Source organism: Slackia sp. CM382 (assembly GCF_000293015.1).
GTDB lineage: Bacteria > Actinomycetota > Coriobacteriia > Coriobacteriales > Eggerthellaceae > Slackia > Slackia exigua.
The window spans coordinates 1-22337 of sequence record NZ_ALNO01000017.1; the positions used below are offsets into that span (position 1 = coordinate 1).

Genomic DNA, 22337 nt, shown 5'->3' on the forward strand with positions numbered 1-22337 from the left:
TTGCCGTCGCGGCCGACGGCGCGAAGATCAGCGGAAGCGGCAACAGCATCGACGGCATCGTGCTTGCGAGCGGCGCCACCCTCACGGGCGAGGGCACCCTCACGATGACCGGATTCAAGACGGCTCTTACCGCGCAGCCCGGCTCCACCATCACCGACGGCACCTACGTCTTCAAGAACAACGCGGGTGCAAGCGGTTCGCGCGGCCTGTCCCTCGCCGGGACCGTCAAGGGTTCTTCGGGCAAGGACAAGCTCACCATCACGGCGGACGACAAGAGCAATACCGACTTCTACGAGTCCGGCATCACATTCGAGAACTGCACGGTCAACGTGAATTCCCAGGCTCGCACCTGGTTCGACGCGCGCGACCTCAACCTCAAGAACGCATCGCTCACGGTGAAGGGCTTCGGCCAGACCTTCTACGTGAACAAGCTGAACATGGAGGATTCCGACCTCACGATCAACCCGTCGTTCTACGGCCAGACGGGCATGACCGTCCAAGGCTCTTCGAACATCGTGAACTCGCATATCACGGCGAACGCCGGTTCGACCGCGGGCATCTCGATCGGCGCAGCAGGCGGGACGATCAACGTCACCGGCTCCACGCTTGAATTCACCAACGGCGGCACCGGCGGCCTGAACGTGAACACCGGCGACGTCGTTCTCACCAACTCCACCATCAAGGGAGACGGCAATAACAGCGGCGCCCTCTTCGGGGCGCAGACCAACGGGTCGATCGAATTCAAGGAAGATTGCCTCGTCGAGACCCCTGCAGCAAGCAATGCCGACAACGGCGCCGGCCAGACGATGAAGAACTTCGTCGTGACGGGCGGCTCGTATCTCGTCAAGTATGCGCCGAGCTACAACAGCAGCATGGGCAGCACCATTCCCGTGAACGGCGCTGCGAACGGCGACGAGAAGCTCTCCCTGTTCACGCTCACCGATCCGACCACCACTGCGCTCAAGCCTCTGAACAAGAATGGCCAGACCTACGATTATTCCGTCGCCAAGGCATCGAGCGATGGCGAGAAGCATGTCTGGGTTCCCGCTGCCAAGGTGACGTTCAAGCTCAACGCCGACGACGCGACGCAGCCGGTCTCGGGTTCCTTCGCGGATGGTTCCACCGCCGATCAAACGGCGCTTGCCATGCGCGGCTACGCCCTCGGGGCTGCAAAGTCCGTCTCGGGCGGTTCCGTTGCGGTTCCGGGCGACCCGTTCGCTCCGGGCTACAAGTTCCTCGGCTGGTTCTATAAGGACGCGGCAGGTACCGAGCAGCCGTTCTCTGCGGACGATGCGGTTTCCTCCGATATGACGGTGTATGCGAAGTGGGAAAGCGATGCATCGTCCTATGCCGTCAAGTACCATAACGGCGCAGATACCGACGTGACGTACCTTGCAACGTCGAGCGATCCTTCCCGCACCATCAAGGTGCTTTCGGGCGACGAGGTCGCGGCGGCGGCCCCTGCGTTCGCCATCGAGGGCAAGATCTTCAAGGGCTGGACCACCCAGCCCGACGGCGCGGGCGATGAAGTCGCTGCGGGCAGCATGCTTTCCGTGCCTGCCGGCACGAACGTCGTCGACCTGTATGCCAAATGGGAAGACCAGCTCGTGACCGTCAAATTCTCCGCGAACGGCGGCACCTTCTCTGCGGATAGCGTGTTCAAGAAGAACCCTGCCGTGTTCGATATCGAAACCGACGCGAACGGCGGCGAAGTCGCCGTCGTCAAGAAGCAGCCCAAGGTCTCTGACAAGACGACCCTCGATGCGCTGCTCAAATCCCTGGGCGACGGCTCCATCTCTTCGAAGACCAAGGGCATCGCAAGCCCGACCGACACCGATACCGACGCTGCGTATACGGGCATCGCAACCTGCAAATACCATGTGCTCGGAAACAAGCACATCCAGGAAACGCAGTGGTTCTGGACCGTCGACCGCTATTACTACTGGTTCAACGATGCCGCGGGTTCCTCCCATGCCAAGATCGACGGCGCGGCCAAGCTGACGCAGGATGTGACCTACTACCTCAAGTGGGATGACGATCCCGCGGTCGAACACGTCGAGGGCGACACCACGATTCCGAGCGACATGTGGAGCGGCTCTCAGGACAAGACCACGTCCATCAAGGAAGCCTCCACGGGCGAGACCTTCAGCATGACCGGTGCAGTCGATGCGTCCGGCATCGTCAGCCAGATGGATGCGCTCGAGGCCTCCATCGCGGGCGGCTTGGACGACCTCACCAAGATCACGCTCTCCAGCACGTCGTCCACGTTCAAAGCGACCATCACGCTGCCCGACGGCGTCGTCGTGCCGTCCGATCCGACGGTCACCGCGACGGGTCTCGGGGATTGCTTCGAAGTGAAGAGCACGGAAGTCAACGGCCAGAACGTCACGGTGACGTTCGGTCTGAAGGGCAGCTACGACAATTACAAGCAGCTCAAGGATGCCGTGGAATCCACCGGTAAGGACGACGCATCGACCGCTGCGCTTCCCAAGCCGATAACGGTCACCGTCGACGGCCTCACGCTCGATGCCGACAACGTGACCAACGGACAGGAACTCACGGCCACGGGCGTCGTGGAAGGCACGTTCTCCTCGTACGCCGAGAACACCGTGACCGGCAAAGTCAAGAAGTTCGACTACACGTGGACCGGTTCGCAGATCCAGGCGAACAAGGACCCGCGCGGCACGGGAATCCAGCAGACGATTCTCGTGGTGAAGCCTGCCGCTCAGACGCTTCCTGCCGACATTCTGGTCGGAAACGACACCGAGCACGACAGCGTATACCCCGTTCTTCCCGGCCAGACGATCGACTTCACGGGCACCATCGAAGCGTCTACGGTGAAGGCCCAGATGAAGGGTATTGAGTCGCAGTTCCCCAATACGACGGACTATGCGGGCATCAAGCTCTCGGATATGTCCTCCTCCTTCACGGCCACGTTCACCATTCCCGATGGCATGACCCTTCCTGAGAACCTGAACAAGGATTCCGTCAGGACCGATGGATTCTCCGACACCTTCACCGTGTCCGATGTGTCCGTCAGCGGCAAGACCGTGACCGTCAAGATGACGCTTAAAGACGGCATCGAGACGTACAAGGATCTTCAGGAGGCCGTCATCGACAACCTTGGCGACACCATGGGAATCACCATCCCCGGCGTCAAGGTGAACGACGATTTCCCTGCGGGCGACACGGCCACCGTTTCCGGCACGGTGACCGGCGACTTCAAGGCCCATGCGACGAAGACCGAAACGGGCACCACGAAGGTCTTCGCCTTCACGTGGGAAGGCGTGCAGAAGCCCGAGGGCATGGATGCGACCGCCAACTCCGTTGACGACGGCATCCTGTTCACGGTCCAGGCCGTCACTCCCGTGGCCTCCAAGCTTCCGGCCGACATGCTGGTTGGCGCCAATACGGAGCACGATGCCGTCATCGAATCCGCCCAGGGCTCCACGTTCGACCTGACGGGCGCCATCCTCGCGTCGTCCATACAAGAGCAGATGAATAAGATCGAGGCGGCCTATCCGGGCGCGAACCACGACACCATCGCTCTCGACGCCATCAAGTTCTCGTTCGAGGCAACCTTCACCGTTCCCGAGGGCATGACGCTTCCGTCCGACCTCGATGCGAGCAAGGTCAAAGCCACCGATTTCGGCGATGGCTTCAAGGTCAGCGATGTGAAGGTGAGCGGCAAGACCGTCACCGTCAAGTTCGTATTGAGCGATCCCTCTTCCATCACGACCTATTCCGACCTTGAGAAGGTCGTGGACGCGGCCGGCGTCACCGACGGCTGGATGAAGCTCACGGTTCCGGGCATCAAGATCGACACCGATGCCGAAGTCGGCAAGAACCTCACCATCGTCGGTACGGTCAAGGGTTCGTTCGGCGCTACGGCCGATTCCCAGTCCGGTACGCACAAGGTGTTCTCCTTCACGTGGGAAGGGATCCAGTGGCCCGACGGCAAGGATGCCGTGGCGACCGACGACGATACGATCCAGCTGACCATGAAGGTCATCAAGGGCAAGACGCCTGAAACCGAGAAGCCTTCCAAGCCCGGTTCGAACGTCATTCCCGGCGGCACCGATAAGCCCGGCGACATGAAGAAGTCGGCTGCCAAGGGCAAGGCCATGCCTCAGACCGGCGAGGCCAACTACGCGCTTGCCGCAGGCATCGTCGCAGTCGTCGCGCTTGCGATCCTCGCATTCGCCATCGTTCGCCGCAGAAACAAGCGCTAGGCATGCGGCCTCCATGGCTCGGATAAGCCGATAGATCGCTTAGCACTCTGAAGGGGCGCAGCTCATGGGGCTGCGTCCCTTTTTGATAGAAGGCCGATGCTGTTTTTCGCGGAGTCATGCTGCAGTCATGCGCGTCGGGTACGATGTTCGAAACGCGCACGAAGGGGATAGGATGAGCGAAAACCAGGAAGTTACAGGAGATTCCACGGTCGGTCAGGGACGTACGACCGGACGGAGACGCACGACCGGGCGGGAACGCACGGCCGAACGCGATCGCATGGTCGGGCGGAGCTGCGCGGCCGACCGAGACCGCACGGGCGGACGGGATTGCGAAGCCGGACATCAGGATGCCGAGCACGATCTCGAAGCCGGGCAGAATCCGGAAGGCTTCATGCCCGATTCGGTGCGCATCGTGCTTGCAAGCGGAAGTCCGCGTCGCCGCGATCTGCTGGCTCGCGAGGGGATTCCTTTCACGATCCGCGTTTCCGACGTGGACGAGACGCTCGAACCCGATCTGCTCGCGCATCCGGAAGAAGCCGCCAAGAAGCTTGCGGAGCGCAAAGCCGGCGTGGTCGTCCAGGAATTGCTGGACGAAGGCGCGCAAGGCACGATCGCCGTCATCGGCGCCGACACCATCGTCGTGCACGACGGCGTGATCTTCGGCAAACCCGAAAATCCGAGCGACGCGCGCCGTATGCTCTCGACGCTTTCCGGCGACACGCATGAGGTCATTACCGGCGTTTCCGTCTGGCTCGTCAATGTGCCCGAAGACGGCAACGTCTCCCTCGGTTTTCGCACGCTTGCCGAGACGAGCCGCGTGCGGTTCAAGAAGCTCGCCCCCGGGCTCATCGAGTCGTACGTGGCGACGGGGGAGCCTATGGACAAGGCAGGCGCATACGGCATCCAAAGCGTTGCCGACGTGTTCGTGGACGAAGTGTCCGGCGATTTCGACACCGTCGTCGGCCTTCCGGTCAAACGCATCGTCGCGGAATTCTCCGAGATCTTCGGACTCGCGCGCTAACCGGAGCGAACCATGGGCGCACGCAAGGGCAGGGTTTCGAACGCAGGCCGCACCATCGAAAGGGTGGAAGCGCTTATCGCCGAGCGCAGCCTTGCCTCGGTCGATAATCCGGTCGTGCTCATGGTCAGCGGCGGGTCGGACAGCACGGCGCTCGCCTACATCGGAGCCGATCTGCGCAATCGCGGCGCGCTGGGTTTCGTCTCCATGCTCCATGTCAACCATAAGCTGCGCGGCGAAGCCTCCGATGCCGATGCGGCGTTCGTTGAGTCGCTTGCGAAGGCTCTCGATATCCCTTTGTTCGCGTGTGAAATCGACATGCCGGCGCTCATGCGGGAGGGCGGCAACATGGAATCCGTGGCGCGACGCGAACGCTATGCCGCTGCGCGCGATGCGGTCGAAAGCACGTGCTGGCATCTCGGAGTCCCTGCCGATACCGGCGTCGTTTTCACGGCCCATACCGCCGATGATCGTGCGGAGAACTTCTATATGCGCTCGATCGTAGGAACGGGTCCGGGCGGTCTGAGGGCCATGAAGCACGCATCGTTCGTGCAGGGCGTCGACGTCCGTCGCCCCCTGCTCGAACTGTCGCGGGACGACCTCCGCTCATATATAGAATCGTTGCCGACGGATCGAGTCGCGACCGATGCTGCGGGCGTACGGTGGCGCGAGGATGCCACGAATGCCGACACCGATCGATTCCGCGCTTTCGTGCGCCACGAGATCGTCGCACGCGCGAAGGACCGCAACCCGCGTCTGCTCGAAACCTTGACGCGCACGATGAACCTCATCGCCGACGAGGACGACCTGCTTGAAGCTCGGGCGAACGAGATTCTTCTACGGGAAGCGGCTCCTCTGGGCACGTCCCGCGAAGAAGGCTTCCTCATCGCGCCGGCTGCGGCCGAGGTGGAGACGCCTCTTCTGAGACGGCTCATCTATCGGACGATAGCCCTCATGCTTCCGCCCGAAGAGCGCGTCGATTCCGTCAGCATCGACGCATGCCTCGATGCATTCGGGCGCTCGGGGGCCGTTGCCAACATCCAGAACGACATCGCGGTCTCCTATAACAAGCGGGGATTGCGCCTCGAACCTATGGCCGCCTTCCGCGCCCGTCGCAAGAAATAGAAGGGCTTGCGGGCGAGGTCGCGCGGGCGGGTTCACCCAGACATGCGCCTCGAGCCCGAGTCTCCTCGCGTGCGCGGAGGCGTTCTTTCGGATTTCGCCTAGAGCATCCTTCTAAGCTGCTGTTCCTTGATGGTGTTCTCGAGCGATGCATGCACGATGTTGGAAAACGGGCCGATTCCCTCGCAGATGCGCCCTGCGTGCGGGTCGCATGCGCGCCGCAGGATGATGGAGAGCAATGCCCCGGTATAGAATTCCGCGAGGAAATCGATGCTCGCGTCGCGCAATTGGCGGTTGCTCAGCACGAATTCCACGTCACGCCTCATGGCCGGGATGAACAGCCCGTACAGATAGTCGGTCAGATTTCCTGCATCCTTCATGCGCAGGACTTTCGCGTAGTATCGGCGCCGTGTCTCGAAGCAGGCGGCGAGCGCCTCGAATATCTGCGATCCGTCGATCGATCTGACGCCGCGCTTCGCGAACGCATAATACGGAAGGTCGACGAAGGGCCCCTTCGTGCCGCCTTCGAAAACGAGCTGAGGGCCGTCGAACCTCGCCTCGAGCTCCTGGGCGAAACCATATCGGAAGATCCATGCAATGAGCTGGTTCTTATCGACGAAGTGGTAGTAGAACGTCTTACGGTTCTTCCCTGCGGCGGCGATGACGTCCGATACGGAGATTTTCTCAGGCGGCTTGCCTTCGGTCAGCCGGATGAACGCATCTGCAAGCTCCAGCATGGTCTTTTTCGATGCCACGTGACTCCGCCTCTCGGTCAGAAAATAAATTCTGTGGGTCTTAGATGGTAGCATCATCAGTTGTGCCGAAGCGATGAGAACGATGCAACAATACTCTTTTATAAGGCTATTCGATGGATTCATCAAAACTATTGATCCCGTTCGTAAATGGAATACGAAACTACATAGAATTGAATTTCTGTCCATCCACACATGAAATTTCGCAGCGTATTCTCTGTTCAGGAAGAAGTCGGGAGAAGAAGCCCGGCGATAGCAACCGTTCGGACGGAGGCCCTTCATGGACTTTAGCTTGACCGACGAGCAGGAGCTTCTGCTCGAAAGCGTACGCGAATTCTGCGACCGCTACTTCACGGAAGACGTCATCAAGGAGATGTATGAGACCCATACCATGCCTGATGAAATCGCCGAGGCGTACCGCGACGCAGGGTTCGGCCTGATGGGCATTCCCGAGGAATACGGCGGGATTCCGGCAGACCATGTGACGCTGGGCCTCATGATCGAGGAGCTGTATCACTCTGCGGGCTGCAACCACATCCTGTATCAGAATTCCCTCGATATGCTCGATATCTGTTCGTTCGGCACGCCCGAGCAGATTCAGAAGTGCGTCGATGCCTACATGGAGACCGGCTGGCCTCTGTGCTCGCTCTCCATCTCCGAGCCGGGCGCGGGTTCCGACAATCGAAGCATGACCTGCACCGCCAAGAAACAGGAAGACGGCACCTACGTCCTTAACGGCCAGAAGACCTGGGTGACCATGGGCGCCCAGCTTCCGTACACGATCGTGGTGGCCAAGGACGAGGATCCTGCGCGCGAGAACGGCTCCATGAGCCTCTGGCTCATCAACATGGATCGCGAAGGCGTTTCCACCGCCGCCCTCCATAAGATCGGCCAGCAATGCATCCCCTTCTGCGAGGTCTACCTCGACAACGTCGTCGTGACCGAGGAAGACCGCGTCGGCAAGCCAGGCGAAGGCTTCATGCTCCTCATGAAGAATTTCGAGGTCGAGCGTGCGTTCATTGTCGCGGAACAGCTCGGTCTGGCGCAGGCCGCCCTTGACGATGCGGCCGCGTATGCCAATCAGCGCATCGCTTTCGGCAAGCCGATCGCCAAGTTCCAGATGATCCAGGAAAAGCTTACCGAGATGGAGATCCGCGTCCAGAATACGCGCAACATGCTCTACAAGGTGCTTTGGGAGCTTGACAACGGCATTCCCGTCCAGCTCGACTCCGCGCTCCTCAAGCGCTACGGGTGCACCGCATGCTTCGAGGTCGGCGATATGGCCCTCTCGATCTACGGCGGCCTCGGCTACACCTCGGAGGTCCGCATCGGTCGTATCTGGTCCGACCTGCGCGGCAATATGTTCGGCGGCGGCACTCCGGAAATCATGGCCTATATCTCCGGTCGTCAAGTGGCCAAGAAGTATGCCGAGTAAAGCCGGTTTTCGGTTTCGGCCAGCATGCCATTCTGCCGTGGCATCTGCGTAGGGTTGGCTGCTATACTCTGCCGTTAAGACCGGCAGCCTTCGGTTTTCCATCCCCGCACTTCCCGTCAATGCGGCCGAGGGCGAAGCCGTTCCGCTGAATCCCGTCAAAGCGGAAGAGTCTTGAAGCCAACAAGCACTCTCAGGTATTTGAAAGGACTCATCGCATGAACATCATCGTTGCATTCAAGGTCGTGCCCGACGATCAGGATATCCAGGTCGCCGGCGACCGTACGCTCGACTATTCCAAGGCGAAGAACACCGTGTCCACCTACGATCTCAACGCGTTCGAAGCCGCTGCCCAGCTCGCAGGCGACGGCGATAAGGTCGTGGCCGCCACCGTCGGTCCGAAATCGATCGACGAATCCAAGCTGAAGAAGAACGTGCTCGCCCGCGGCGCCGAGGAGCTGTTCATGGTCGCCGACGATGCGTGCGCGGATCTCGACGCCCATGCGACCGCCGAAGAGCTCGCGGCCCTTATCGGGACGATCGGCGAATACGGCCTCGTCCTCTGCGGCGACGGCTCGGCCGACAACTACGCGCAGCAGGTCGATGTCCAGCTCGCCGCCAAGCTTGGCGTGCCCGTGGTGAACGCCGCGCGCAAGGTCGAGGTCGCCGATGGCGCGGCCGTCGTCGAACGCCTGCTCGAAGATGTCGTCGAAACCGTTCGCGTGCCTCTTCCGGCCGTCGTCTCCGTCGTTCCCGACATCGCCGAGCCCCGCATTCCCGGCATGCGCGACATCCTCGCCGCAGGCAAGAAGCCGATGAACGTCTCCGCTGCTTCCGCAGCCGCGGCCCGCACGCTCGAGACCGTCTCGTGTCTCGCGCCTGAGCAGGCAGACCGCAAACTCGATATCGCCGACGCCTCCGACGACGGCGCCATCGAGAAGTTCGCCGCCGCGCTCAAGGCCGCCCTGTAAAGCGCGTCCGTCCATCGGTCGCCTATCGAAAGGAATCCAAGCATGAAAGCTTTTGCCATAGCCGAACACACCGACGCCGCGCGCGAGCTCGCCGCCGGCGCCCGTACCATCGCCGATGAAGTCATTCTCGTCATGATCGACGGCGCCGCCCCCGACGCCTCCGCCGATAAGGTCGCATCCGTCGCCGTTCCCGAAGGCGTCGCGGCCGAGTGCGCGGCCGACACCGTCGTCGCATTGTTCGATGCGGAGCAGCCCGGCATCGTTCTGGTCGAGCCGACCCGTCGTCTCAAGGTGATCGCCGGCGCGCTGGCCGCGCATGCAGGCACGTCCGTCATCACCGATGCCATGTCGATCGCCGCCGACGGCGCCGCGACGTCCATGTTCTTCGGCGGCGTTGCGGAACGCGTCCAGAAGTCCGCGGGTCCGGTCGCCATCTATACCGTGGGTGCGGGCGTCTTCGCCGACGCTGCCGCATCGGGCGCCAACGAGGCCCTTCCCGTCGAATGGGTCGCGCCGAAATTCGCCGTGGAGGTCGTTTCCCGCACTCCGATCGAGAAGAGCGGCGTCGATCTGGCCAAGGCCGATGCGGTCGTTTCCGCCGGCCGCGGTTTCGCCGAGAAGGCCGATCTCGACCTCGCCTATGCGCTCGCCGACAAGCTCGGTGCCGCCGTCGGCTGCTCCCGTCCTCTCGCCGAAGGTGTGGACTGGTTCCCGCATGAGGCGTATATCGGCGTTTCCGGCCAGGTCATCGCGCCGAAGGTCTTCCTGGCGGCCGGCATCTCCGGCCAGATGCAGCATATGGTCGGATGCAACCGCTCCGGTGCTGTGTTCGCCGTCAACAAGGATAAGAACGCGCCTATCTTCAAGCAGTGCGACTACGGTCTGGTCGGCGACCTGAAGACCGTCTTGCCTGCCGTCGTTGCGGCGCTTTAACCCGGAAAAGGAACGCTTCCCATGGCAGATTTCGACGCAATCGTCGTCGGTTCCGGGTTGGCTGGTTCGGTGGCGGCCCTTGAGCTCGCGCGAGCGGGCAAGGCCGTTCTCGTCGTCGAACGAGGCAATTTCTCCGGCGCGAAGAACATGACGGGCGGGCGCATCTACGCGCATTGCCTGAAGTCGGTATTCCCCGACACCTATGATGAGATCCCCTTCGAGCGCAAGGTCTCGCACGAGCGCATCTCGCTCATGGCGCCCGACGCGAACTTCACGATCGACTTCGCGTCCGACGACCTTCTGGCCGACGGGCAGGAGTCGTACACGGTGCTTCGCGCGCCTTTCGACCAATGGCTCCAGGAGCAGGCGGAAGCCGCCGGCGCAGAATACATCAACGGCATCGCCGTGGAATCGCTCATGAAGGACGAGGCCGGTCGCGTGACCGGCGTCCGCGCGGGCGAGGATGAGATCACGGCGGAAGTCGTGCTTCTGTGCGACGGCGTGAACTCGCTGCTCACCAAGGAAGCCGTCGGCTACGAGCGCCCTGCGGCCAAGTACATGGCCGTCGGCGTGAAGCAGGTCTACGAGCTTCCCGAGAAAGAGATCGACGCGCGGTTCCAATGCGCGCCGGGCGAAGGCGCCGCATGGCTGTTCGCGGGCGATGCGACGCACGGACTGTTCGGCGGCGGCATCATCTACACGAACAAGGAGTCCATCTCGATCGGCATCGTGGCGGGCATCGAGGCGGTCGCGAACGATGCGACGCGTCCGGTCTACCAGATGCTCGAGGACCTGAAGGCCCATCCGGCGGTGGCTCCGGTCATCTCCGGTGCGAAGCTGGTCGAGCATTCCGGACACATGGTTCCCGAAGGCGGCATCAACATGATGCCCGAGCTCACGGCCGACGGCGTGCTCGTGGCGGGCGACGCCGCCATGATGTGCGTGAATCTCGGCTACACGGTGCGCGGCATGGACTATGCGGTCGCCGCAGGGCAGATCGCAGGCCAGCAGGCGGCCGCCGCGCTCGATGCGGGCGACACCTCGAAGGCCGGCCTCAAGCGCTATGTCGATGCCCTCGAGGAATCCTTCATCATGAAGGACCTGCGTCAGTTCGAGCGCGTTCCGGCCTTCATGGAGGGCTTCGACCGCATGTTCAAGGGTTACCCCGAGGCGGCCCGCGACATGATGAACAAGATGTTCGTCGTCGACGGCACGCCGGTCGGGCCCATGAAGAAGACGATGAAGCCGATCATCAAGCAGCTCGGCATCATGAATCTCCTTCGCGATGCAAGGGGGGCGATGAAGGCGCTATGAGCACGATAGAGATCGAAGTGAACGTCGACGAGTATCTGTCGCTGAACAAATACGAGGTCGACGAGGAGAACGCGCATATCGAGCTGGTGGACGATCCGGACGACGCCGAGTTCGACAAGCTGATCCGCGTATGCCCTGCGGCGCTGTACAAGCGCGACGAGGACGGCGTCAAGTCGTTCGATTACGCAGGCTGCCTCGAATGCGGCACCTGCCGCATCGCCTGCGGCGGCACCATCATCAAGAAGTGGGCCAATCCGCAGCCCACGATGGGTGTGGAATACCGGTTCGGCTAGGCCGCCTCGCTTCGGGCCGGGTCGGTTATTGCCGACCCGGCCTTGCATCGAAGGAGATGGGTGATGACTGAGGGTATGGGCGAAGCTCTTCCGAGCTATCTCGTCGAAGGGGCTTTGAACTACCTTTCCGACATGACGGGATTCTCTGAGCTGCATGCCGGCATGATCGAGCGCGGTCATGTGCGGAACACGATGGTCGTTCCTGCAGGAGCGACGAACATCCATGGAAACGCGCACGGCGGTTTCATACTGGGGCTGCTCGACTCGACATGCGGGATGGCCGCCCATACGATGGGATATGCAAACGTTACGGTCCAGATGAGCACGAACTTCATGAAACCGGTTCGTATCGGCGAGGAGATAGTCCTGGAGGCCCGCGTCCTTCACGGCGGGCGGCGCAGCACCGTCGTGTCGTGCCAGGTATCCGACGTTCAGGGGCGCGTGCTCGTCTCCGCTCAGGCAACGATGTTCAATCTTGAGAAGCTTGACGAAAACAGCGTGATTCCGAAGCCGTTCTATCCTCGAAACGATACGTGCTTCGATATTCGGACGCGTGTCTGACGCGATGAGAGAGCGGTGATTGACCGTATGTATCCCGAAATCAGCCCTCGACACCAAGAACTGATCGATGAACTGCGGGAATATGGAGAGAAGCGCTTCTCTAAGGAGAATATCTCTCAATGGAGGCGCGAGGCCGGCCTGCCCGATGAGGTCGTCAAGGATTTCGTCGACCTGGATTTCAAGGGCTTCAACGTCCTTAACCGCGGGGCGGATGGGAGCTACGATCTGTTCGCCCAGGTCCTTGTTGCGGAGGAGCTCGCGCGCGTCGCCGGTACGACCCTGCCTTTCACCAACGATCTGCTGAATCTTCAAATCATGGCCGAATTCGCCGATTCGAGCCAGTTCGACATGGTTCGCGATCGCTATGCTTCGGATGGCCGGTTGATGTTCGCCCTGGCCATTTCTGAGCCCGAAGGCGGATCGGACACCATGGGCATGAAGACGACGGTGGCGACGGTGGATGGCCGGCTGATTCTGAACGGCAGGAAGACGTTCGTCAATAACGGGGAATACGCACCGTACCTGCTTATCGCAGCTATAGACGGGGATTTGGAGCCCGTTAAGCATCCGCCGCTTTCCCTCTGGCTTCTGCCGCACGGCCTGGAAGGCATTTCGGTGTACCCCATCAAGAAGGCCGGTCAATCCATCCTTCCGTTTTCCGACGTCATCATGGAAAACGTCGTGCTTGATGAGTCGTATCGGCTGACGGGATCCGAACCAGGCTTTCCTCAGCTGTTTCGTTTCTTCGATATCGGGCGCATCTTCTCCTGCGCCACCGCGCTTGGACTGGCCCGGGCCGCGATGGAGGATGCGGTCGCATACGCTTCGCAACGGCAGGCGTTCGGTGCGGACATCATCGATTTCCAGATGATCCAGCAGATGCTCGTCGATATGGAAATCGATGTCAGAGCGATGCGGGATAGCGTCTATCGAACCGCACGAGAAGTCGATCGGCACGGGCATACGAGAGAGTCGCGTCTGTCCATAGCGCTCATGAAGCGATTCGTTCCCGAAACCGCCACCAAAGTGGCATCGAACGCGATGCAGATTCTCGGAGGCAGGGGATATATCAACGATGAGAGGGTTTCGATGATCTGGCGCGACTGCCGCGGCTTTCAGATCGCCGAAGGGACCGACCAGATCATGGTCAGAATAGCCGCCCCTCTTCTGAAGGAGGCGTACGGCTGCTAGGCGGGCCGGTCGCCTTCGCGCAAGGCGACCGATCGGCTCATGCGCTGCCGTGCGCGATGCGTAGTGGAGCTTAGATCGATCGAACGGGGTTCGCGTTCGTTTCGAAACGGGGAGAAGGGGCAACGATGGCGTTTATGAAGCGTACTCCGGGAGGTGTGCAGCCCTGCATCCCCATCGGTTTCCTGCGCATCAGGCTTCCGTTCATCCATTTTAAAATCTCGCCGCCGGAGATAGTCACAGGCATCATGAACGCCTGCACGTCCTACGGCATGCTCGCGGTTCTCATATCCACTCTCGGGCTCGATTCCGAGACGGCATGGGCCCTGGTGGTCTTCGAAACGCTGCTGTATTTCTGCAACTGGCTTCTTGGAGAGCCGTCCGTCTGCGGCTGGATCACTCCTGCCGCGGTTATCGTGATCGCCTTCCTGGAAACCTTCGATCCAGGCATCGTCCGCATTCAGGCATTGATAGCGATTCAGCTCGAGCTGGCCGCGATCTTCTTGTTCCTAGGTTTCAGCGGATTGTCGAAGAAGCTGAACATCATGGTGCCTCCGGGCATCAAGGCCGGCATCGTTCTGGGCGCAGGCATAGGCGCGATCTATGCGAGGCTGAAGGAAGGCGGTCCCGTCGACGATGCTCTCTGGGCGTGCATTGCCGGTCTTGCCGTCGTGTTCGCGCTCATGTTCAGCCAGAGGGTGCGCAAACGCATGGACACGAACAAGATCGTGCGCTTCCTGGGAAACTACAGCTTCCTTTTCGCCGTCATCGCGCTCATCGTCGTCGGCGGCATGACCGGCGAATTCAAGTATGAATTCTCCGGCCAGATCGTCAAGGTTCCCGATTTCGGGCATATGTTCATGCAGGTCTCTCCCTTCTTCATCGGCTTCCCCGATCTGCATACCTGGCTGCATGCGGCTCCGATCGCGATCATCGCCTGGGTTATCGCGTACGGCGATTTCATCACCGTGAAGCAGTTGGGTCTTCAGGCGCTGCGCGAAGACGAGTTCATCGAATTCGATTCGAATCGCACGAATGTCATCTGCGGCATCAGGAACCTTCTTTTGGGTTTCTTCGCGCCGTATCCGGCGCTTGCCGGACCGCTGAGCGCGCCCTACTGCGTTGCCACCTATCAGCGGTACAAGCAGGACGGCCGCCGTGGCATGGATTCGATCTACGACGGATCGGGCACCAACATCATTTTCACGGGACTCGGCATGTTTCTGTATCCGGTGTACGAAGCGGCCGCCGCTGCGTCCGGCGCCATTCTCGTGACCGTCCTCTGCATCCAAGGCTTCGTGTGCACCCAGATCTTCTTCGACCTGTGCCGCGATAAGACCGACCAAGGCCTTGCCGGCATGATCGCCGGCTTCATCCTGGCGCGCGGCGGAGGAGTCGGGCTTCTCGCAGGCAGCTTCCTGTACGCCCTCATTGCCGACAACGGCAAGATCGTGGATGACCTGCGTCTCAATCGGGAACAGCAAGAGAAGGAAGACGAGGAATCCGCTCGCGTTCTCGAAGAATTCCTCAAGCTGAGGGATCGGCGCAAGACGCAGGAAGAGCCGGATAGAGAGCCTTAGGCGTCTAATCCTGCGCGTGCGATTCCATGAAGTCGATGAGCTCCTGCTTGGAATGCTGCCCGGTCTTCTCGAGAATATGGCGGATGTGCGTGCGCACGGTGCTTTCGGCTACGTAAAGCGATGAGGCGATCACGCGCGCCGAGCGTCCTCGATGCAGATAGGGAAGGATCTCGGCTTCGCGTCTCGTGAGGCCGAAGTCATCGGCGAACGATCCGTACAGGTCTTCTTCGGCGGGGAGGGTCTCGACGTTCTCCGAAACCGTTCCGGTCGGTTCGGACGCATGCTCTTCGGTCGGCATGGCTGCACCCGGCTCAGCCCCTTGGCGTGCGATGCCTTCGGTACGTTCGGACGAGACGAATGCGCACGCGGCGCATCGTGCTGCGGATACGCTCATGCTCGGGTCCTCGGCGCCTTCGGATACGGCTATGTCTCCTGCGCCCTCGTCACCGCGTTCCTGGTCGCGCAGGAAATCGTCCGCATAAGCGGCCCGTATGGCGCGCCCGGCAGCGCCGGCACCGCTCTTTCCGAACGTCAGCGTGAAAGTTCCCGTGCGTCCGATCGCATACAGCACGGCGATGACGGCAAGGAGGTACAGCGCCCCTGCCGAGATCACGATCATGCTGCTCGATGCCGCATCCATGCTCTTCATGACCAGATATCCGATGCAGATGCCGGTCAGGCGCGAAACGATCGATGCGCTGCGCGCCACGCCGCCGACCACGTATCCCGACGTCGAAAAGTCATAGGCCGCCGTCGCGACCGAATACCACAGGATGACGTCGAACATGCCGTAGCACACGGTCATGGCCACGTTGATGAGCACGGGGCGCGTGTCGAAGAAGAACGGGAATGCGATGAAAAGCAGCGCGATGGCCGGGATGATGGCGAGGAAGATGCGCGTCGGCTCGAAGCGTCGATGCGTCACCGCGATGATGACGATGAGGATCACGGCGGCGATGCAGTTCGCGAACATAGGCAGGAAGTGAGCGGCGTCGGCCGACCGCATGGACATCACGGTCATTTCCCAGACGAACCCGAAGAAGAACGATATGACCATGCCGACGGTGACGAGGGGCATGATCGATATGAGCGCCGCGAGCGTGCGGCGCGGGTCGGTCGACACGCGTATGGCGGCGAAGTCGCGGTCGTTGACCGACTTCCAGAGGCATACGCTTGCGACGACGGTCAGCAGCTCCATGATGGGCAGAGACGGCACATGGAAACGCGACGTGATCGTTGAAACCGTGACGAAGATCAGCGCGCTCACGAAGAAGATGATGACGGCGTACACGCCGGTCTGCGACGGCTTCAGGCTGCCGAGCACCTGGGCCCAGCTTCCCCAGAAGAAGCCGTATCCCATGCCGGTCATGACGGCGCCTGTGAGCACGAATGCGACCATCGAGGTCGTGTCGGACAGCTGCCCCGCGACGCAGAGCAACACCAGGCCTACCATGATAAGCGCAGGAAAGACGTACCAAGGCACGCGTCTGATGCGGTCGGGATCGCGCTGCAGCAGCATCGATCCTATAAGCAGCACCGTCGCGTTCGCAAGAAACGAGACAAGCACGACCACCGTCGACATCTCCGGCGTCTGCGCCTGCCCGGAAAGCGTGATGGAGCTGCGGAACGTCAGCATGCTGCATGCCCAGAACACGGCGAGTCCGAGATACCGTGCGCGGAATGCCGACCAGAGCCTGCGACTGTCGGCTTTTCGGCCGTCCGTCGTGCTGCTTTGAACGTGAGCCATTGTTCTCCCCTGAAGGTATGCCGGCGCTTCCCCCGCGCCGATGCAGCTATCGAGTATACCCAACTCTCCGCCCGGAGGCTCGAAAACGGGCGTATGACGGCGCATCCCGATGTGGCCTGTACGCCGAATATCCCAAGAAGGTTCTCATCAGTTTCTAATGATATTCGACCCCAGAGCTTTTATATTCCCAGTTCATTAGTGCAATCATCAGTTCTTGCGGATTCGCGAGGCATATGGATGCCTCTAAGATGCAATTCGTGGGTACGGGGGAAGGAATCGGCATGGGGGAAACTGCCGTTCTGAAAGTGACGACCGACGCATGCGATGCGTGCGAAGGCGTGCATGACGACGAATCGCTCGCATATGGACCGGCTGCGCTGCATGCGCTTGCCGACGGTCTCTTCGCGCGCGGATGGATGGATGCGTCCGCTGCGGCGTTCGAAGACGACCGTGCGGCCATCGTGCGTCTGGCACGCGGCATCGGGTGGAACGAGGATTCGATCGAGCCGTTCGAGACGGCGGCTCTCGGCGATATGCAGGCGTTCATACGCGAGTCATTCGTCGCAGGGATGCCGCATGCGGTCCTGCCCATCGAATCTCTCTATACGATGCGCGGCTACGACGGCGAGACCTCGGCCAAGAACCTTCGCACCTATCTCAACGAGCCTGCGCGCCATATGTCGGTCGTCCTGAGCGACCTGGCCGTCGAAGCGCCCGAGGCATTCAAATCGACGCCTGACCATCTGACGATCGAACTCGAGGTCTTCTGCCTGTTCGTCGAAGCGGGCAATGCCTCGGCCGCAGCTCGGTTCGCTGCCGATCATCTTTCCTGGATCGCCGGGTATCGCGCGCGCCTTCTCGGGGTTCGTGCGGCTACGGGAATCGATCGACGCCTGTCCGATCAGGCTCGAGAATCATGCGCGACCGGCGCGGCCTTCGCAGACGCCGCGCTTTCGCTCATCGAGGCTTACCTGGAGGCTTCGCTCGCAGAGGCGGGCATGCCTTCGTAAAGCATTGCAGAACACCGCCGCCGCGGGGGAAGCGGTCGGCAAGGAACTATTGGGGGAAGGGAGCACGCATGCAATACAACGTGACGCGCCGGAAGTTCCTAGGCGCTACGGCTGCGACTGCGGCATTCGCTGCGACGGGATTCTCGTCGATCGCGGCGTGGCGCGCGGACGCGGCTGAAGAGCGAGGGGGCGGCGAGGTCGTATCCACGCCGTCGATGTGCAACGGGTGCTCGAGCAAGTGCGGCCTGTGGGCCAATGTCGTCGATGGCAAGCTCTGGACGCTCGAGGGTAACAAGGATCATCCGTATTCCAAGGGCATGCTGTGCGGGCGCGGCCATGGCGTCGCGCAGTTCGCGTATGCCGAAGAGCGTATCACCGAGCCTCTGCATCGTCTGGAGGACGGCACGTTCGAGCCTGTTTCCTGGGACGATGCGCTTGCGGCCATCGGGGAGCGCATCAAGGCCATCACCGCCGAGCACGGCGCAGAGACGATCGCGATCGTGCAGGATCCGCGCCCGACGGGCAAGACCTACTCGAAGATGCTCATCCATGCGCTCGGGTCGAACAACATCTATACGCATGGTGCGTCCTGCAACCTCTCGAAAGAAGGCGGCCTCACCGACACCATCGGCGCGGCGAAATACTCCATCGATTTCGCCAAGGCGAAGGTCGTCATGTTCATCGGACGCAGCTACGGCGACGGCCTGCGTCCTTCGTCAGTCAAGAGCCTGGCGGACGCCGCCGAAGGCTCCGCGCGCATCATCATGGTCGATCCGCGCCTGAACAACAGCTGCATCTTCGCCGACGATTGGCTTCCGATCATCCCAGGCACCGATATCGCGCTGCTGCTGGCGATCTGCAACGTGCTTGTGGCCAACGATCTCTACGATGCCGATTTCGTCGAGGAGAACACCGTCGGGTTCGAGGAATTCGCCGAAGAGGTCATGCAGTACACGCCCGAATGGGCTGCCGATATCTGCGGCATCTCCGCCGATCGCATCACCGAGATCGCCAAGGCCATGGCCGCTGCGAAGCCTGCGGCCGCCGTCGAGCCCTCCTGGCGCGCGGCGTTCGGATGCGCGCACCAGAACTCGTACGAAACCGCGCGCGCCGTCGCAGCCGTGAACACCCTGCTCGGAGCCTGGGGCGCCAAGGGTGGCGCGCTCATCACCTCCTCGCCGAAGGCGGGCAAGCTCGATCAGGAGAAGTTCCCTTCCATTCCGAAAGTTGAGGCCAAGCGCATCGGCGACGCCGATTATCCGCTCGTGCTCGACGCGATGGGCAGCAACGTCGCCCTGCTCGAGCACGCGCTTGCAGGCGACGTGCATGCCATGTTCTTCTATAACTCCAACCCTGTGCACGGATACAGCAACCCGGCCAAGTGGCACGAAGGCCTGCAGAAGGTAGACCTCAAGGTCTGCATCGACATCCAGATGAGCGAAACCGCGCTCGAGTGCGATTACGTCCTGCCCGAATGCACCTATCTCGAACGTACCGAGGTTCCTGAGTTCATCGGCGGCAAGAAGCATCTCGTCGCCATGCGCTTCCAGGCGCTCGACGTCATCCATCCCGACACGCGTCCCGGCGACGAGATCTTCGTCGATATCGCGAAGGCATGCGGCAAAGGGGAGTACTTCCCGTTCACGGTCGATGAGCTTTCCGAGGCTCAGCTCGCCACCGTCGGCACGTCGATGGCGGAGGTGCGTGAGAAGGGCATCGTCCAGCTCGAGAGCTCTTTCGAGTACGGCGTACCTAAATTCAAGACGCCGTCAGGCAAGATCGAGCTTTCCAGCGAAAAGGTCGGCAACGCCGGGCTCAATCCGGTGATCGGCTATATCCCGCGCAAGACCTGGCCTGAAGAGGGGCAATTCTTCTTCGCGGGCGGCAAGCAGAGTATCCACTCGCATACCATGACCCGCAACATTCCATCGCTGAACGCCATCTCTCGCGAATACGACATGGAACGCGTCTGGGTCGCTGCATCCGATGCCGAGAAGCTCGGCATCAAGGAAGGCGACATGGTCGAGCTCTCCAACGAGAACTACACCGCGCAGGTCGCCGCCCATGTGACCGAGCGCGTGCGTCCCGGCGTCCTGTATATGCCCACGCATTACGGCGGAGAATCCACCTACCTGACGCTTGCATATGGCTACGGCGTCAACCCGACGCAGTTCGCTCCGCTGCAGGCCGAGCCTGCCGTCGGTTCGTGCATGAGCCAGGAATTCACGCTCACGTTGAAGAAGGTGGAGAAGTAAATGACACGCTACGGAATGCTCATCAACACCAAGCGCTGCGTCGGCTGCTTCGCCTGCCGTCTTGCGTGCCAGATGAAAAACGAGCTTGAGCCTGAAGAGACGTTCATCAAATACGACATGCTCGAGCGCGGCACGTATCCCAGCGTCCACGCCGAGGTCGTGCCTTCCCAATGCATGCATTGCGAAGACGCACCGTGCCAGAAGGTCTGCCCGACGCATGCCACGTACACGACCGACGACGGCGTCGTCCTGGTCGACCCCGAGCGCTGCATCGGCTGCAAATACTGCATGGCCGCCTGTCCCTACGGCTCGCGCATCCAGATCGAAGCGACCGGCATCATCGAGAAATGCCGCTTCTGCTATCACGACGGCCAGGTCGGAAGTCCCGCCTGCGTCGGAACCTGCGTGACCGGCGCGCGCGTCTTCGGCGACCTCGACGATCCTGAATCCGAGATCTCGAAGGCCATTGCCAAGACGAACGCCCTGCCCATTGCGGGAGACCTGACCAAGTCCAAGATTTTCTACGTGAGGTGATCGAGATGGTGTGGGGACCCCTTATCGCCATATATCTGTTCCTTGCCGGCGCATCGGCCGGTGCGTTCCTGGCTTCCGCCTACATCGAGCGGAAATATCCCGATGCGGTGCGCATGCGCGTGGCCGGCCGCATCCTCGTCCCGATCTTCATCGGCATCGGTCTTGTCATGCTCATGGTGGACGCCGAGGCGGGCCTGCATAACCCGCTGCGTTTCATCTTCCTGGTCATGAATCCGGGATCGGTCATGACGCTCGGCGTGTACTTCATCTGCGTGTTCATGCCCGTCGCCCTCATCGAGGCCGTGCTCGAGCTTCTGAAGAAGGACGTTCCTCGCTGGCTGACCGTCATAGGCGACGTGTTCGCGTTCGCTGTGGCCGCCTATACAGGCTTCCTGTTGGGCGTCGTCGATGCGTATCCGCTGTGGAACAATGCGATCCTGCCGGTGCTCTTCGTGATCTCGGCCCTGGCGAGCGGCCTTGCCGCAGTGAACCTATGCGGGCTCATCCTTGATCGCGAGAACATCGAGAAGATGTTCGATCTCAAGAAGGGCCACGTCGTCCTCGGCGCTGCGGAAATCATCGCGCTCGTCGTCATGTTCATCATCGTGGCGTCGGGAGACCCCCAAGGCGCCGCATCGATCCAATCCATGCTGACCGGCGGGTTTGCGGGAATGTTCTGGATCGGGCTTGTCCTCGTCGGGCTGCTCATGCCGCTCCTGATCGGCGCGAACGCCTTGCGTGCATCCGAAGGGTCCCAGTCCTCGGTCGCGCTCGAGTACGCGAGCGAATGCGGCGTGCTCGTCGGCGGATTCATGCTGCGTCTGCTCGTCGTGCTTGCCGCGCTGCCCATCGTCTTCGTGTAGGCATCTGGAAAGAGCCGTCGCCCATCCCATCGAAGGCCCATCGACCTCGTCGTCGCGTCCTGGGTGACGGCTATAGGCGGGGTTTTGAAACGGCAGAGCGTATGAGGCTTGCAGTCTGTGCGCCTGTGCTGATTTCGAACGGCGCTTCCATGGAGCGAGGCTTGCTGGGGTTCAGGATCTAACAAGGCTTGCCGATATATGCGAAAGCCGCTCCTATGCTTGGGAGCGGCTTTCGTTCGTTTCAGCCGAACCGGGCTCGCCTGAGCGTCTCCTTCTTTCAGGGGGGCGAGATTCTCATGAAGGGGGAGGGGGGCGATCGGCGATGCTCTCTGGCGACAAGCGCATATTCGATGCGGTCTTTCCCGGGCAAGAGTTTATGGAGGATGTCCATAAGCTCTTTATAAGTGGTTTACCTGGCATGATATTCAGGTAGTGCAACGGATCGAAAGAAATTTCCCTCGATCCGAAACTTTCCATTGACGCGGCCCGGCCCGGCGCGTAACATAACCGTTCGCGCCGAGGGCGAGCCCCG

General features: G+C 61.3%; 17 protein-coding genes. 15 read left to right on the top strand and 2 right to left on the bottom strand.

Going from position 1 to position 22337, the window contains the following annotated elements; all coding sequences use genetic code 11:
* From HMPREF1155_RS06975 to tilS, 3 genes are all read left to right on the top strand, one after another.
* On the top strand, positions 1–4232 hold a 4232-nt coding region (locus tag HMPREF1155_RS06975), incomplete at its 5' end, for an InlB B-repeat-containing protein (RefSeq protein ID WP_009078805.1).
* Positions 4233–4404: 172 nt separating this feature from the next.
* Positions 4405–5253: a nucleoside triphosphate pyrophosphatase gene (locus HMPREF1155_RS06980; RefSeq protein ID WP_009078801.1), complete on the top strand. Its 849-nt coding sequence runs from the start codon at positions 4405–4407 to the stop codon at positions 5251–5253.
* Between the two features lie 12 nt (positions 5254–5265).
* A complete protein-coding gene (tilS, locus tag HMPREF1155_RS06985) occupies positions 5266–6375 on the top strand; it encodes a tRNA lysidine(34) synthetase TilS (protein ID WP_009078791.1) in 1110 nt (369 codons plus the stop codon).
* A 98-nt stretch (positions 6376–6473) separates the two neighbouring features.
* Here tilS and HMPREF1155_RS06990 read toward each other — a convergent pair whose 3' ends face one another.
* Positions 6474–7127, bottom strand: a complete 654-nt coding sequence (locus HMPREF1155_RS06990; protein ID WP_009078817.1) for a TetR/AcrR family transcriptional regulator C-terminal domain-containing protein — start codon at positions 7125–7127, stop codon at positions 6474–6476.
* 277 nt (positions 7128–7404) lie between these two features.
* On the opposite strand from HMPREF1155_RS06990, the gene HMPREF1155_RS06995 reads away from it, so the two are divergent.
* The 8 genes from HMPREF1155_RS06995 (at position 7405) to HMPREF1155_RS07030 (ending at position 15396) form a co-directional block, all read left to right on the top strand.
* The gene (locus tag HMPREF1155_RS06995; protein ID WP_006362662.1) at positions 7405–8559 is read left to right on the top strand and encodes an acyl-CoA dehydrogenase family protein; all 1155 of its coding nucleotides are present in this window, start codon (positions 7405–7407) and stop codon (positions 8557–8559) included.
* A 215-nt stretch (positions 8560–8774) separates the two neighbouring features.
* On the top strand, positions 8775–9527 hold the full coding sequence (locus HMPREF1155_RS07000; protein ID WP_009078810.1) for an electron transfer flavoprotein FixB: 753 nt from the start codon (positions 8775–8777) through the stop codon (positions 9525–9527).
* 42 nt (positions 9528–9569) lie between these two features.
* A complete protein-coding gene (locus HMPREF1155_RS07005) occupies positions 9570–10460 on the top strand; it encodes an electron transfer flavoprotein subunit alpha/FixB family protein (protein ID WP_006362664.1) in 891 nt (296 codons plus the stop codon).
* A 21-nt stretch (positions 10461–10481) separates the two neighbouring features.
* Positions 10482–11774 (top strand): FAD-dependent oxidoreductase, encoded by a 1293-nt coding sequence (locus HMPREF1155_RS07010; RefSeq protein WP_009078799.1) that lies wholly within the window; start codon positions 10482–10484, stop codon positions 11772–11774.
* Positions 11771–12067 (top strand): ferredoxin ydiT, encoded by a 297-nt coding sequence (locus tag HMPREF1155_RS07015; protein WP_009078796.1) that lies wholly within the window; start codon positions 11771–11773, stop codon positions 12065–12067. The genes HMPREF1155_RS07010 and HMPREF1155_RS07015 overlap by 4 nt, the downstream gene beginning before the upstream one ends.
* A gap of 63 nt (positions 12068–12130) precedes the next feature.
* Positions 12131–12628 (top strand): PaaI family thioesterase, encoded by a 498-nt coding sequence (locus HMPREF1155_RS07020; protein WP_009078813.1) that lies wholly within the window; start codon positions 12131–12133, stop codon positions 12626–12628.
* A gap of 27 nt (positions 12629–12655) precedes the next feature.
* Entirely contained in the window at positions 12656–13819 is a 1164-nt protein-coding gene (locus HMPREF1155_RS07025) for an acyl-CoA dehydrogenase family protein (protein ID WP_039993535.1), read from the top strand.
* Between the two features lie 125 nt (positions 13820–13944).
* Positions 13945–15396, top strand: coding sequence for a solute carrier family 23 protein (locus tag HMPREF1155_RS07030; protein ID WP_009078795.1), 1452 nt, complete (start codon positions 13945–13947; stop codon positions 15394–15396).
* A gap of 4 nt (positions 15397–15400) precedes the next feature.
* Here HMPREF1155_RS07030 and HMPREF1155_RS07035 read toward each other — a convergent pair whose 3' ends face one another.
* Positions 15401–17143: a response regulator transcription factor gene (locus HMPREF1155_RS07035; protein ID WP_009078819.1), complete on the bottom strand. Its 1743-nt coding sequence runs from the start codon at positions 17141–17143 to the stop codon at positions 15401–15403.
* 281 nt (positions 17144–17424) lie between these two features.
* Here HMPREF1155_RS07035 and HMPREF1155_RS07040 point away from each other — a divergent pair, with 281 nt between their 5' ends.
* The 4 genes from HMPREF1155_RS07040 to nrfD all read left to right on the top strand — a co-directional run bounded on the left by HMPREF1155_RS07040 (position 17425) and on the right by nrfD (position 21805).
* Positions 17425–18153, top strand: a complete 729-nt coding sequence (locus tag HMPREF1155_RS07040) for a molecular chaperone TorD family protein (RefSeq protein ID WP_009078808.1) — start codon at positions 17425–17427, stop codon at positions 18151–18153.
* 68 nt (positions 18154–18221) lie between these two features.
* Positions 18222–20408: a molybdopterin-dependent oxidoreductase gene (locus HMPREF1155_RS07045; protein ID WP_009078803.1), complete on the top strand. Its 2187-nt coding sequence runs from the start codon at positions 18222–18224 to the stop codon at positions 20406–20408.
* Complete coding sequence (locus tag HMPREF1155_RS07050; protein ID WP_006362673.1) at positions 20409–20942, top strand: 4Fe-4S dicluster domain-containing protein; 534 nt, start codon at positions 20409–20411, stop codon at positions 20940–20942. It abuts the gene before it with no gap.
* Between the two features lie 5 nt (positions 20943–20947).
* Positions 20948–21805: an NrfD/PsrC family molybdoenzyme membrane anchor subunit gene (gene nrfD, locus HMPREF1155_RS07055; RefSeq protein ID WP_039993542.1), complete on the top strand. Its 858-nt coding sequence runs from the start codon at positions 20948–20950 to the stop codon at positions 21803–21805.
* Positions 21806–22337 lie beyond the last annotated feature (532 nt).

Bases quoted from the DNA above. Each gene is read 5' to 3' on its own strand.
- HMPREF1155_RS06980 (WP_009078801.1), top strand. From the start codon at position 4,405: ATGAGCGAAAACCAGGAAGTTACAGGAGATTCCACGGTCGGTCAGGGA.
- tilS (WP_009078791.1), top strand. From the start codon at position 5,266: ATGGGCGCACGCAAGGGCAGGGTTTCGAACGCAGGCCGCACCATCGAA.
- HMPREF1155_RS06995 (WP_006362662.1), top strand. From the start codon at position 7,405: ATGGACTTTAGCTTGACCGACGAGCAGGAGCTTCTGCTCGAAAGCGTA.
- HMPREF1155_RS07000 (WP_009078810.1), top strand. From the start codon at position 8,775: ATGAACATCATCGTTGCATTCAAGGTCGTGCCCGACGATCAGGATATC.
- HMPREF1155_RS07005 (WP_006362664.1), top strand. From the start codon at position 9,570: ATGAAAGCTTTTGCCATAGCCGAACACACCGACGCCGCGCGCGAGCTC.
- HMPREF1155_RS07010 (WP_009078799.1), top strand. From the start codon at position 10,482: ATGGCAGATTTCGACGCAATCGTCGTCGGTTCCGGGTTGGCTGGTTCG.
- HMPREF1155_RS07015 (WP_009078796.1), top strand. From the start codon at position 11,771: ATGAGCACGATAGAGATCGAAGTGAACGTCGACGAGTATCTGTCGCTG.
- HMPREF1155_RS07020 (WP_009078813.1), top strand. From the start codon at position 12,131: ATGACTGAGGGTATGGGCGAAGCTCTTCCGAGCTATCTCGTCGAAGGG.
- HMPREF1155_RS07025 (WP_039993535.1), top strand. From the start codon at position 12,656: ATGTATCCCGAAATCAGCCCTCGACACCAAGAACTGATCGATGAACTG.
- HMPREF1155_RS07030 (WP_009078795.1), top strand. From the start codon at position 13,945: ATGGCGTTTATGAAGCGTACTCCGGGAGGTGTGCAGCCCTGCATCCCC.
- HMPREF1155_RS07035 (WP_009078819.1), bottom strand. From the start codon at position 17,143: ATGGCTCACGTTCAAAGCAGCACGACGGACGGCCGAAAAGCCGACAGT.
- HMPREF1155_RS07040 (WP_009078808.1), top strand. From the start codon at position 17,425: ATGGGGGAAACTGCCGTTCTGAAAGTGACGACCGACGCATGCGATGCG.
- HMPREF1155_RS07045 (WP_009078803.1), top strand. From the start codon at position 18,222: ATGCAATACAACGTGACGCGCCGGAAGTTCCTAGGCGCTACGGCTGCG.
- HMPREF1155_RS07050 (WP_006362673.1), top strand. From the start codon at position 20,409: ATGACACGCTACGGAATGCTCATCAACACCAAGCGCTGCGTCGGCTGC.
- nrfD (WP_039993542.1), top strand. From the start codon at position 20,948: ATGGTGTGGGGACCCCTTATCGCCATATATCTGTTCCTTGCCGGCGCA.